This window comes from Amycolatopsis sp. cmx-11-51 (assembly GCF_047608665.1).
Taxonomy (GTDB): Bacteria; Actinomycetota; Actinomycetes; order Mycobacteriales; family Pseudonocardiaceae; genus Amycolatopsis.
The window spans coordinates 211,120-222,858 of the sequence record NZ_JADNQO010000010.1; the positions used below are offsets into that span (position 1 = coordinate 211,120).

11 protein-coding genes are annotated in these 11,739 nt (G+C 69.3%); 7 read left to right on the forward strand and 4 right to left on the reverse strand.

All coding sequences use genetic code 11. The features are described 5' to 3' along the window. Positions 1-354: 354 nt before the first annotated feature. Entirely contained in the window at positions 355-1,356 is a 1,002-nt protein-coding gene (locus ACM6LU_RS28755) for a Gfo/Idh/MocA family oxidoreductase (protein ID WP_414940901.1), read from the reverse strand. Beyond that, the gene (locus ACM6LU_RS28760; protein ID WP_414940902.1) at positions 1,353-2,369 is read right to left on the reverse strand and encodes a LacI family DNA-binding transcriptional regulator; all 1,017 of its coding nucleotides are present in this window, start codon (positions 2,367-2,369) and stop codon (positions 1,353-1,355) included. Before ACM6LU_RS28760 ends, ACM6LU_RS28755 begins: the two co-directional genes overlap by 4 nt. 106 nt (positions 2,370-2,475) lie before the next feature. On the opposite strand from ACM6LU_RS28760, the gene ACM6LU_RS28765 reads away from it, so the two are divergent. From ACM6LU_RS28765 to iolD, 7 genes are read left to right on the forward strand one after another with little or no spacing between them, the layout of a single operon-like run. Beyond that, a complete protein-coding gene (locus tag ACM6LU_RS28765) occupies positions 2,476-3,366 on the forward strand; it encodes a sugar phosphate isomerase/epimerase family protein (RefSeq protein ID WP_414940903.1) in 891 nt (296 codons plus the stop codon). 24 nt (positions 3,367-3,390) lie between these two features. After that, positions 3,391-4,383, forward strand: coding sequence for a substrate-binding domain-containing protein (locus tag ACM6LU_RS28770; RefSeq protein ID WP_414940904.1), 993 nt, complete (start codon positions 3,391-3,393; stop codon positions 4,381-4,383). Next, positions 4,380-5,414, forward strand: a complete 1,035-nt coding sequence (locus tag ACM6LU_RS28775) for an ABC transporter permease (protein ID WP_414940905.1) — start codon at positions 4,380-4,382, stop codon at positions 5,412-5,414. Before ACM6LU_RS28770 ends, ACM6LU_RS28775 begins: the two co-directional genes overlap by 4 nt. Next, positions 5,411-6,196: an ATP-binding cassette domain-containing protein gene (locus ACM6LU_RS28780; protein WP_414940906.1), complete on the forward strand. Its 786-nt coding sequence runs from the start codon at positions 5,411-5,413 to the stop codon at positions 6,194-6,196. Before ACM6LU_RS28775 ends, ACM6LU_RS28780 begins: the two co-directional genes overlap by 4 nt. Continuing rightward, the gene (iolC, locus tag ACM6LU_RS28785; RefSeq protein ID WP_414940907.1) at positions 6,193-7,125 is read left to right on the forward strand and encodes a 5-dehydro-2-deoxygluconokinase; all 933 of its coding nucleotides are present in this window, start codon (positions 6,193-6,195) and stop codon (positions 7,123-7,125) included. The genes ACM6LU_RS28780 and iolC overlap by 4 nt, the downstream gene beginning before the upstream one ends. Next, positions 7,122-8,012: a 5-deoxy-glucuronate isomerase gene (iolB, locus tag ACM6LU_RS28790; RefSeq protein WP_414940908.1), complete on the forward strand. Its 891-nt coding sequence runs from the start codon at positions 7,122-7,124 to the stop codon at positions 8,010-8,012. The genes iolC and iolB overlap by 4 nt, the downstream gene beginning before the upstream one ends. Next, complete coding sequence (gene iolD, locus ACM6LU_RS28795; protein WP_414940909.1) at positions 8,009-9,889, forward strand: 3D-(3,5/4)-trihydroxycyclohexane-1,2-dione acylhydrolase (decyclizing); 1,881 nt, start codon at positions 8,009-8,011, stop codon at positions 9,887-9,889. Before iolB ends, iolD begins: the two co-directional genes overlap by 4 nt. Positions 9,890-10,011: 122 nt before the next feature. Here iolD and ACM6LU_RS28800 read toward each other — a convergent pair whose 3' ends face one another. Next, the gene (locus tag ACM6LU_RS28800) at positions 10,012-11,070 is read right to left on the reverse strand and encodes an NAD(P)-binding domain-containing protein (protein ID WP_414940910.1); all 1,059 of its coding nucleotides are present in this window, start codon (positions 11,068-11,070) and stop codon (positions 10,012-10,014) included. A 27-nt stretch (positions 11,071-11,097) separates the two neighbouring features. Beyond that, a complete protein-coding gene (locus ACM6LU_RS28805) occupies positions 11,098-11,739 on the reverse strand; it encodes an SRPBCC family protein (protein WP_414940911.1) in 642 nt (213 codons plus the stop codon).

Below are 11,739 nucleotides of genomic sequence, written 5' to 3' on the forward strand. Positions count from 1 at the left end.
GAGTCCTTCACGGACTCGGAGATCGCCGACGCGCCGGCAGTCACTGGATGCGTGTGAAGCCCCCTTCATGTACTCGGCAGAAGCACGCCGATGGCACGGCGATCCGCGGTCGTGAATGGTAAGGACAGTTAGGGCTGAGGGTGTCTTGGGTACCTGCTGCGGGGCGTTGGGGGCGATGTCGCGTGACCAGCGGGACGACACGCGTGATTGGATGGACAACACGCGTGTTTAGAGGGACGACTCGCCGCGTAGCCCGGCCGCACACGTGTCGTCCAACCAATCACGCGAAACGGCCAGCCCGGCACAAGGGTCGTGAGTGGTGAGGGCGGTCAGAACTCACGAGACCAGGTTGCTTCAGACCCGTACCTCGTCCACCTGGACCGGGCGGCGTTCGCGTCGGGAGACTTCGCACGCCTCGGCGATGTAGAACGCCTCAAGCGCGTCCGCCGCACCACAGGGGCTCGCAGCGCGGCCGGCCGCGACATCGAGGAACGCCTTCAGTTCGCTGATGTACGCGGGCCGGAAACGTTCCATGAACCCGGGATAGGCCGGGCCGGGCAACGGCTGGACGCCGGGTTCCACCGAGGTCAGCGGCGCCCGATCGTCCAGGCCCACCACGGCGTTCCCGGTCGAGCCGAGCACTTCCAGCCGGACGTCGTAGCCCGCGCCGTTGTACCTGGTCAGGGAGACCACGGCCAGTGTCCCGTCGTCCAGCGTCAGCGTCGCGGCGGCGGTGTCGATGTCACCGGCGTCGACGAAGAACTGTTCCCCCTTGTTCGCTCCGACGGCGTAGACCTCGACGACCTCGCGGCCACTGACGAACCGGACGACGTCGAAGTCGTGCACCCCGCAGTCGCGGAACAGGCCGCCGGAGTGCGCGACGTACTCCGGCGGAGGCGGGGCCGGGTCCAGCGTGGTCGCGCGCAAGGTGTGCAGCCAGCCCAGTTCACCCGACGCCACGGCGGACTGGGCGGCCGCGTAGCCCGCGTCGAACCTGCGCTGGAAACCGATCTGCACCGGCACGTCCGATCCGGCGATCTTGTCGATCACCGCGAGTGTGCCGGGGATGTCGGCGGCGACCGGCTTCTCGCAGAACACCGGGACGCCCGTGTCGACGGCCCTGAGGATCAGTTCCGGATGCGCGCCCGTCGCCGCCGTGATCACCAGGCCGTCCAAAGAGGAGGCGAAGAGCGCGGAAATGTCCGCCGCCGCTTCGACGCCGAGTTCGGCCGCGGCCGCCTGGGCGCGTCCGGCGTCCACGTCGGCGACGACCACGGACGAAACCTCGTCGAAGCTCTTCAAGGTCTTGGCGTGCGAAGTGCCGATCCGGCCGGTGCCGGCGAGTCCCAACCTCATCGTGGTAACCCTTTCTCGAGCTCGGTGGTGGTCGAACGGACCACCAGCGACGGGTGCAGCAGATGCCGGACCGGTTCGGCGCGTTCGCCCCGGACCCGTTCGAGCAGTGCTTCGACGGCCAGCCGTCCCATTTCCGTACGCGGCTGGTCCACAGTGGTCAGTGAGAGGTGGCGCAGCGCGGCCAGCGACGTGTTGTCGTAGCCGACCACGGAAACGTCCTCGGGAACCCGCAGGCCTGCCTCCTCCAGCGCGGAGATCGCGCCGACGGCGTTGAAGTCGTTGCCCGCCAGCAAAGCCGTCGGAAGGTTCGCCCTCGCGTGGTCACCGAGCAGCTCGTGGACGGCCTTCTCCCCGGCGGTGTCGGTGTGTTCGCTGCGCACGATGATCGGGTGCAGGCGGTGACGCCGCATGGCCTGCTGATAGCCACGGCGCCGGGCGGCCGCACCGGCCGCGAGCCCACCGTCGAGATGAGCGATCCGCCTGTGCCCCAAGGAGACCAAGTGCTCGACGGCGAGCGCGGCCCCCGCCTCGCCGTCGTCGTTCACCGTGTCCACCCCAGGCGCACGCGAGGTGCGCGACACCAGGACGACGGGACATCGCGTGGCCGCCTCCTCGATCGCCGACGCCGGCACCACCGGCGACAGCAGGATCACCCCGGCGGGCCGGAAGGACAGCAGACTCCGCAGGGCCGCCCGTTCGCGCGCGGGACTGCGGCCGCCGGTGTTGAGGATCAAGTGGAATCCGGCCGCTTCGGCCGCCGCGTCGAGACCTTCGACGACGTCGGCGAAGAACGCGTTGCGGAGATCGGAGACCATCACGCCGAGGACGGTCGACGTCCGGCTGGCCAGCGACCTGGCCATCGCGTGCGGCTCGTAGCCCAGTTCGTGCGCCGCGCACAGCACCCGAGTCCGGCGCTCGTCGGACACGTTCGGCGCGTTCCGCATCACCAAGGACACGAGCGCGCGGGACACCCCCGCCTTCGCGGCGACGTCCTCCATCGTCGGTCGTGTCATTTTTCCGAGCCTCCCCCTGCCCTTGACTTTGCTGTGACGAACGCTACAAGATTAGAGCGCTCTAATCAATAGAGCGCTCCAACCCGATCCCTCCCGGAGGCCGCCGATGACATCCCGGATCCGAATCGCCGCCGCCCCGATCTCTTGGGGCGTGTGCGAAGTCCCCGGCTGGGGCCAGGTGCTCGACGCGGCGACCGTACTGGGCGAAATGGCGGAGCTGGGGGTGCGCGCGACCGAACTCGGCCCTCCCGGTTACCTGCCGCGCGAACCGGCCGCGCTGCGTGAACTGCTCGGCGGGTACGGACTCGATCTGGTCGGCGGCTTCCTCGCGGTCGTGCTGCACGAGAACCAGAAGGCCGCGCTCGCCGAAGCGGAGGAATCCGCGGCGTTGTTCGCCGCGTGCGGCGGCGAAATGCTCGTGCTGGCCGCCGCGACCGGGCTCGACGGCTACGACGACCGGCCCGAGCTGAGCGACGCCAAATGGGCGACGCTGATCGAAACCTCTGGTGAGATCAGGGAAATCGCCTCCCGGCACGGTCTTCGCACCGTACTGCACCCGCATGTCGGGACGCATGCGGAAACGGAGGAAGAGGTCGAGCGTGTCCTCGCCGATTCCGATCTCCCGCTCTGTCTGGACACCGGGCATCTACTGATCGGCGGCACCGATCCGGTCGCGCTGGCCAAGCGCTACCCCGAACGGATCGGCCACCTGCACCTCAAGGACGTACGCGGCGAAATCGCCGAAGACGTCCGTGCCGGCAGGCTTCCCTACGCCGAAGCGGTAGGCAAAGGTTTGTACGTCCCGCTCGGCGACGGGGACGTCGACATCGAGTCGATGGTCAGGTTCGTCCACGAGGCGGGCTACGACGGGTGGTACGTGCTGGAACAGGACACCGCGCTGGGTGAGCGGAGCCCGGAGTGTCTGCCGAAGCGGGACGTGGCCAGGAGCCTGGCCCATCTCGACGGAATCGTCAGCCGGCTCCCGGCTGCCAGGTAACGGAAGAAGCGAGGAGAGACGACGATGTCCCATCGCTTTAAAGCGGCTTGGGTGATCGCAGCAGGGCTAGTGCTCCTGTCCGCGTGCACCGGGCCGAGGGCCGAGGAGAAACCGGCCGAGGGCGCGGGTCCGGCGACGACGACGACGCAGCCCAGCGGGCCGTTGCGGGTCGCGGTCATTTCGCACGGCACGGCGGGCGACGCGTTCTGGAACGTGGTCAAGAACGGCGCCGAGGAAGCGGGCAGGCAGCTCGGCGTGCAGGTCGAGTACAACTCCGACGGGGATCCCGGTAACCAGGCCAAACTGGTCGACAACGCGGTCGCCCAGCAGGTCGGCGGGCTGGTGGTGTCCATGGCGAACCCCGAGGCGCTCAAGACCTCGATCGAGAACGCGGTCCGTGCGGGGATCCCGGTCATCACCATAAACTCCGGTGAGGACATGAGCGCGGGCTACGGCGCACTCACCCACGTCGGGCAGAACGAGACCATCGCGGGCGAGGAGGCCGGGAAGAAGTTCAAGGAACTCGGCAAGAAGAAGCTGCTCTGTGTGGTCCACGAAGCAGGCAACGTCGGGCAGGCGCAGCGCTGCGACGGCGCCAAAACCGGGTTTTCGGGCGACGTGCAGACCCTGCAGGTGGACATCAGCAACCCCACCGACGCCGAGTCCCGGATCAGGGGCGCGGTGCAGACCGACTCCTCCCTCGACGCCGTCCTGACCCTGAATTCGCAGGTCGCCGCGCGAGCGGTGAGCGCGATCAAGGCGGTGGGCTCGACGGCGCAGGTCGGCACGTTCGACCTCAACACCGACGTGGTCGGCGCGATCAAGGCGGGTGACGTGGTCTTCGCGGTCGATCAGCAGCAGTACGAGCAGGGCTATCTCCCAGTGCAGTTCCTCAAGCTTTACCGGGACAACGCGAACGTCGTCGGCGGCGGGAAACCGGTGCTCACCGGGCCCGACCTGGTCGACAAATCCACTGTGGACACCGTCGGCCAGTACGTGCAAAGGGGCACGCGATGACAACCACCACCCTCGACGAACGGGTCGCGAAACCGCGGCTGCTCGACCGGATGGTCGTCCGGCCCGAGATCGGCGCGCTCCTGGGCGCCGTCGTCGTCTTCCTCTTCTTCACCGTCGTCACCGACCAGTTCTTCAGCGGCAGCGGGGTGGCGACCTGGCTGGACGACGCCTCGACCCTCGGCATCATGGCGGTCGCGGTGTCCCTGCTGATGATCGGCGGCGAGTTCGACCTCTCGGCCGGGGTGATGACGGCGTCCACCGCGCTCGTCACCGCGACACTGGCGACGCAGGCTGGCTGGAACGTCTGGCTCGCGCTGTTCGCGTCGCTGGTCTTCGCCCTAGCGGTCGGCGCGTTCAACGGCTGGCTGGTGATGCGCACCGGATTGCCCAGCTTCATCGTCACGCTGGGCACATTCCTGGCGCTGCAAGGGCTGAACCTCGGCGTGACGCGGCTGGTCACCGGCACCGTGCAGGTCTCCGGGATGCGCTCGACCGACGGCTACGAGTCCGCCGGCTTCGTCTTCGCGTCCACGGTGGACGTCAGCGGGACGGCGTTCCAGATCTCCATCGTCTGGTGGATCGGGTTCGCCGCGCTGGCGGCCTGGCTGCTGGTCCGGACCCGGTTCGGCAACTGGATCTTCGCCGTCGGCGGCAACGCGCTGAGTTCGCGCGCGGTCGGGGTTCCGGTGGTGCGCACCAAGATCATGCTGTTCATGACCACCGCGCTCGCCGCGTGGCTGGTCGGCTCGATCAACATCCTGCGGTTCGCGAGCGTCCAGGCGAACCAGGGCATCGGACTGGAGTTCCAGTACATCATCGCGGCCGTGATCGGCGGCTGCCTGCTCACCGGCGGGTTCGGTTCGGCGATCGGCGCCGCGATCGGGGCGCTGATCTTCGGCATGGCGCGGCAGGGCATCGTGTTCGCCCGCTGGGACAGCGACTGGTTCATGCTGTTCCTCGGCGTGATGCTGCTGTCCGCGGTCGGAGTCAACAACGCCTTCCGGCGGCGCGCGGAAAGGGTCCGGCGATGACGCAGCTCCTCGTGGTAAAAGCCGTCGGCAAGACCTACGGCAGTGTGATCGCGCTGCGCGACGTGTCCACGGTGGTCAACGCGGGCGAGGTGACCTGCGTACTCGGCGACAACGGCGCCGGGAAGTCCACCTTGATCAAGATCCTGGCCGGAGTGCACCAGCACGACCGAGGCGAGTTCCTGGTCGAGGACGAGCCGGTCAAGTTCGCCTCGCCACGGGAAGCGCTCGATCGCGGCATCGCGACGGTGTACCAGGACCTGGCGGTCGTGCCGCTGATGAGCGTGTGGCGGAACTTCTTCCTCGGCTCCGAACCGACGGTCGGTTTCGGCCCGTTCCGGGCGCTGGACCGGAAGAAGGGCCGCGAGACGACCAAGAAGGCGTTGTCCGACATGGGCATCGACCTGCGTGACGTCGAGCAGCCGGTCGGCACGCTGTCCGGTGGCGAGCGGCAGTGCGTCGCCATCGCACGGGCGGTGCACTTCGGCGCGAAGGTGCTGATCCTCGACGAGCCGACAGCGGCGCTGGGCGTGAAACAGGCCGGTGTCGTGCTCAAGTACGTCGCGCAGGCACGTGATCGCGGGCTCGGCGTCGTGCTCATCACGCACAACCCACACCACGCGTACCCGGTGGCCGACCGGTTCCTCCTGCTCAAGCGAGGCGCGCCGCTCGGCACCTACGAGAAGTCCGAGATCGACCTGGCCGAACTGACCCGGCAGATGGCGGGCGGTGCGGAACTGGAAGCCCTCGAACACGAGTTGCGACAGGTGGAGTCCCCTTCATGACCGCTCTCGAAGCACTGACCGTCGGCCGGGTCGGGGTGGACCTCTACCCCGAGCAGAGCGGCGTACCGCTGGCCGGGGTCGGCACCTTCGCCAAGTCGCTCGGCGGGACCGCGACCAACGTCGCGGTCGCCGCCGCGCGGCTCGGCCGCTCGACCTCGGTACTGACGAAGGTCGGTCCGGACGGCTTCGGCGACTACGTGCGGCAGGCGCTGCGAGAGTTCGGCGTCTCTCCCGGCCACGTCGGGACCTCGTCGGGGCTGCAGACGCCAGTGGTGTTCTGCGCACTGAACCCGCCCGCGGATCCTCCGCTGCTGTTCTATCGGTCCCCCATCGCCCCGGACCTGACCCTCACCGAAACCGAGGTGCCCTGGGACGTCGTGGAAACGGTCCCGCTGCTGTGGGTCACCGGAACCGGGGTGTCCGTCGAACCGGCGCGCGGCACCCAGCGCAAGATGCTGGAGCGGCGCGGACGGCGCTCGCATACCGTGCTGGACCTCGACTTCCGGCCGATGTTCTGGCCCGACACCGATACCGCGCGCGAAGAGATCGGCTGGATGCTCGACCACGTCACGGTCGCCGTGGGCAACCGCACCGAGGCGGAGGTCGCCGTCGGCACCGCGGATCCCGACGAGGCCGCGTCCCGGATGCTGGCCAGGGGCGTCGAACTGGCGGTGATCAAGAAGGGTGCCGAGGGCGTTCTGGTGGCCACCGCCGAAGGACGCTGGACCGTGCCGCCGCAGCGGGTCGAGGTCGTCTGCGGGCTCGGCGCCGGAGACGGCTTCGGCGGCGCGCTGATCCACGGTCTGCTGTCCGGCTGGGATCCGGTGCGCATCGCCACCTACGCCAACGCGGCGGGCGCGCTCGTCGCGTCCCGGCTGGCCTGCGCCGACGCCATGCCCACCGCCGACGAGATCGAGGAGTTGCTGTGAGCAAGCTGCACCGTCCACTCGGGACGCTTTCGGACGAGCGGGATCCGGTCCGGCTCACCCCGGACTCGGCGGGCTGGACCTACAGTGGCCTGCGGGTTCTCTCGCTGGCCGCCGGTGAGACCAGGGTCGTGCGCACCGGAGAGTACGAGGCGTTCGTCCTCCCTCTGTCCGGCGCGTGCACGGTCCGGGTCGACGGACAGGTCTTCGAGCTCGCGGGGCGGGACTCCGTGTTCACCCGGGTCACGGACTTCGCCTACGTCCCGCGCGATGCCGAAGTCGAGTTGTCGACAACGGACGGCATCGACGTCGCGCTGCCGATGGCGCGCTGCGTCCGCCGTCTCGAACCGCGTTACGGACCGGCGGAGAACGTGCCGGTGGAGGTACGCGGAGCGGGGCAGGCGACAAGACAGGTCACCAACTTCGGTGTGCCGGGGGTCTGGGACCACGCGGACAAGCTGAACGCGTGCGAGCTGATCACCCCGGGCGGCAACTGGTCGTCCTACCCGCCGCACAAGCACGACGAGGCGTCCGAATGCGAGGTCGTCAACGAGGAGATCTACTACTTCCGCGTCGCCGGACGTGACGGTGTGACGCCGTCACGAGAAGGGTTCGGTCTCCATCGGACGTACACTTCGGACGGTGAGCTGGATGAGGACGTCGCGGTCCGGGACGGCGACGTCTTCCTGATCCCGCGCGGCTATCACGGCCCTTGTGTCGCCGCGCCGGGTTATCCGATGTACTACCTGAACGTGCTGGCAGGGCCCGCCGAAGAGCGGTCGATGGCCTTCTGCGACGACCCGGCGCACAGCTGGGTCCGTGCGAAGTGGAATGACCAGGAACTCGATCCGCGCTGCCCGGTCACCAGCCACGAAGGGCGAGTGTCATGAAACTGACCACGGCACAGGCTCTCGTGCGCTGGCTGCTCGCGCAGCGGTCGGAAGCCCTGGACGGGCGGGAGGTCCCGTTGTTCCCCGGGGTGTTCGCGATCTTCGGGCACGGCAACGTCCTGGGTCTCGGTACCGCGCTGGAAGAGCATCGCGACGCTCTGTGGAAGGACCCCTCCACGGGAAAGAGTGTGTCGGCGTTGCCCCTGTGGCGCGGGCAGACCGAGCAGGGCATGGCGCTCGCGGCGGTCGGTTACGCGAAGGCGACGCATCGGCGCCAGGTCGGCGTGGTGACGTCGTCGATCGGGCCCGGCGCGCTGAACATGGTCACCGCGGCCGGGGTCGCGCACGCCAACCGGCTGCCGGTGCTGCTGCTCCCCGGTGACACCTTCACCAGTCGCGCGCCGGATCCGGTGCTGCAACAGGTGGAGCATTTCGGCGACCCGACGGCCACGGTCAACGACGCTTTCCGCGCCGTGAGCCGGTATTTCGACCGGATCACCCGGCCCGAGCAGCTGCTCTCGACCTTGCCGCAGGTCGCCAGGGTGCTGACCGATCCGGCGGACGCGGGCCCGGTGACGCTGGCACTGCCCCAGGACGTCCAGGTGGAGACCTACGACTTCCCGGACGCGCTGTTCGCACCGGTGACCCATCGTCCACCGCGTCCTCGGCCCGATCGCCGGGCGCTGACCGAAGCGGCGGGCGCGCTGCGAGCGGCGAAGAAACCGTTGCTGGTCCTCGGCGGCGGTGTCCGTTACTCCGGCGCCGGTGAGCGCGCGCTGGCTTTCGCCGAGCGTCACGGCATCCCGGTCACCGAAACCACGGCCGGGCGAACGCTGGTCCCGCACGGTCATCCACTGCACGCGGGCCCGCTGGGCGTCACCGGCTCGACCTCCGCGAACGTCCTTGCCGCCGAGGCCGACGTCGTACTGGCCGTCGGTACCCGTCTACAGGACTTCACCACGGCGTCCTGGACGATCTTCTCGCCCGGCGTCCGGCTGATCAGCCTGAACGCCGCGCGGTTCGACGCGGTCAAACACGGCGCGCTGGCCGTCGTGGGCGACGCCGACGCGGGCCTCACCGATCTGGCGGCTCAGCTGGAAAGCTGGCGCGTCGGTCCTTTGTGGACAGATCGCGCGGCGGCGGAACGTGGCCGGTGGGACGCGCACATCGACGCACTGCGCGCCGCTTCCGGCGAGGTGCCGACCTATGCCCAGGTCGTCGGCGCGGTCAACGATCTCTCCGAGCCGCGGGACTACGTGATGACCGCGTCCGGCGGGATGCCCGGCGAGCTGATCGGCGGCTGGCGCGGAGCGGGGCCGGTCGGCATGGACGTCGAGTACGGGTTCTCGTGCATGGGGTACGAACTCGCGGGTGCGTGGGGTGCGGCGATGGCCCACACCGAGGGCCTGGTCACCACGATGCTCGGCGATGGCTCGTACCTGATGCTGAACTCGGAACTGTTCTCGGCCGCCTTCGCCGGGCATCCCTTCGTGGCGGTGGTCTGCGACAACGACGGCTACGCGGTGATCGCCCGCCTTCAGGAGGGCCAGGGCGGCAAGCCGTTCAACAACTTCCTCGCCGACTGCCGGAGCGCGCACGAGTCGCCGCCTCGGGTCGACTTCGCGCGGCATGCGGAATCGCTGGGATGCGCCGTGTTCACGGCGTCCACTGTGGACGACGTGCGGGCGGCTTACGCGAAGGCACGGGAAGCCGCCGTGGCCGGACGACGACCGGCGGTGGTCGTCGTCCGGACCCAGCCGAACTCGTGGACCGAGGCCGGCGCGTGGTGGGAGGTCGGCGTTCCGGAGCACCTCTCTGGGCGTGACGGTATAGAGAGCGGGAAAGTGCGGCAGGTGCGCTACTTGAATCGCAACTAGAGGACTACTCGCGGTCGAAGCTGGCGAAGTAACCGGCCGCCATGTCCTCGTCACCGTGCCACCCCGGGGCAACCCGTTCGACGTCCGGAAACCCACCGGGCTGGCCGGGATCCTCGACGACCTCAGCGTCCGAGCAGGCGCCGGATCTCGGTGACAGCAGAGCGGCCCGCGCGGTTCGCGCCGACGGTGCTGGCGGACGGGCCGTAGCCGACCAGGTGCAGGCGCGGTTCGGCGACGACCCGGGTGCCGTCCATCCGGATCCCGCCGCCCGGCCCGCGCGGGCGCAGCGGCGCGAGGTGGTCGATGGCGGCACGAAAACCGGTGGCCCAGAGGATGATGTCGGCGGGCTCGACGGTGCCGTCCGCCCACACCACGCCATCCGGGGTGATTCGTTCGAACATCGGGTGCCGGTCGAGGATCCCCGCGTCCAGCCCCGCCCGGACCTCGGGTGTCACCGCCAGATCGGTCACGCTGACGACGCTCTTCGGTGGCAGGCCCTCCCGGACCCGCCTGTCGACCTTGGCGACGACCTCACGGCCCCAGTCCTCGCTGAACGGCTCGTCACGCCAGACCGGCGGGCGCCGGGTCACCCAACGCGTCGAGTGTGCGAAGGGCGCGATCTCCAGCAGCAGCTGGACGGCCGACGCGCCACCGCCGACCACGACGACGCGCTTGCCGCGGAAGGCGCCGACGCCGGTGTAGTCGGCGGTGTGCACCTGGCGGCCGCGGAAGGTCTCCTGCCCCGGGTAGTACGGCCAGAACGGCCGGTCCCAGGTGCCGGTCGCGCTGATCACCGCACGGGCGGCCCACGTTTCCGTCGCACTCGCGACGACCAGCCGATCGTCCTCGCCGCGCACCGACAAGACGTCGACGGGACGATGGACCGGAAGGTCATAGGCGCGCTCGTAGCGACCGAAGTACTCGGAAACGGCCTCAGCGGCGGGCCGGTCCGGGTCCGGGGTGCCGAAGGACATCCCGGGGAGGTCGTAGACGCCGTGGACCTTCTCCATCACCAGCGAAGGCCAGCGGTACTGCCACGCGCCGCCCGGCCGCTTGCCGTGGTCGAGCACGACGAAGCCCGCCTCGTTCGCGAACCCCGCGCGGCGCAGGTGGTACGCCGCCGACAGCCCTGCCTGGCCCGCCCCGATCACCGCCACGTCGACTTCGTGATCCGCCTTCATAACGGGTTCAACGGTGACCGGCCCGCACTATTTCGCGTGGTGGGTCACAGCCCGCACGATCGCGACGATCACGAGCACCCCGGCGAGGGCGACCAGCGCCGGCGCCACCCGGTTGACCACCGACTCACCCGCGTACTCCATGAGGTCGATCGCCTCGCCCTCCGCCACCGGCTTCACCGCTTTCAACGGCGGACGCGCCGGGGTTTCGGGCTTCGCGGGTTCGGCCTTCGTGGCGAGTTTGCCGGACAAGCAGTCCGCGAACGAGTCGAGGATCTTGCCGCCGACTTCGGAGATCATCCCGCGTCCGAACTGCGCCGGTTTGCCGGTGACCGCCAGTTCCGTGACCACGGTGCCGTGGGTGACGCCGTCCTTCTCGGTGAGGGTGAGGGTCACCGTCGCCGACGCCGTTCCCGCGCCACGGACGTCCTTGCCGGACGCCTTGATCACCACTTTCCTGGCGTCCGCGTCCTTTGCGACGAAATGGCCTGCTCCTTTGTAAAGCAGGGAGATCGGCCCGAGCTTGACCTTCACCGTGCCCTTGAAAGCGTCCCCGTCGACCTCGGTGACGGTGGCGCCTGGCATGCACGGTGCCACTCGTTCCGGATTGACGACGGCCTTCCAGACCTCGTCGACCGGGGCGGGAACGGTGAATTCGTGGTCGAGCCGCAC

Coding starts and splice junctions, on each gene's coding strand:
- ACM6LU_RS28755 (WP_414940901.1), bottom strand. CDS start 1,356: ATGAGGTTGGGACTCGCCGGCACCGGCCGGATCGGCACTTCGCACGCC.
- ACM6LU_RS28760 (WP_414940902.1), bottom strand. CDS start 2,369: ATGACACGACCGACGATGGAGGACGTCGCCGCGAAGGCGGGGGTGTCC.
- ACM6LU_RS28765 (WP_414940903.1), top strand. CDS start 2,476: ATGACATCCCGGATCCGAATCGCCGCCGCCCCGATCTCTTGGGGCGTG.
- ACM6LU_RS28770 (WP_414940904.1), top strand. CDS start 3,391: ATGTCCCATCGCTTTAAAGCGGCTTGGGTGATCGCAGCAGGGCTAGTG.
- ACM6LU_RS28775 (WP_414940905.1), top strand. CDS start 4,380: ATGACAACCACCACCCTCGACGAACGGGTCGCGAAACCGCGGCTGCTC.
- ACM6LU_RS28780 (WP_414940906.1), top strand. CDS start 5,411: ATGACGCAGCTCCTCGTGGTAAAAGCCGTCGGCAAGACCTACGGCAGT.
- iolC (WP_414940907.1), top strand. CDS start 6,193: ATGACCGCTCTCGAAGCACTGACCGTCGGCCGGGTCGGGGTGGACCTC.
- iolD (WP_414940909.1), top strand. CDS start 8,009: ATGAAACTGACCACGGCACAGGCTCTCGTGCGCTGGCTGCTCGCGCAG.
- ACM6LU_RS28800 (WP_414940910.1), bottom strand. CDS start 11,070: ATGAAGGCGGATCACGAAGTCGACGTGGCGGTGATCGGGGCGGGCCAG.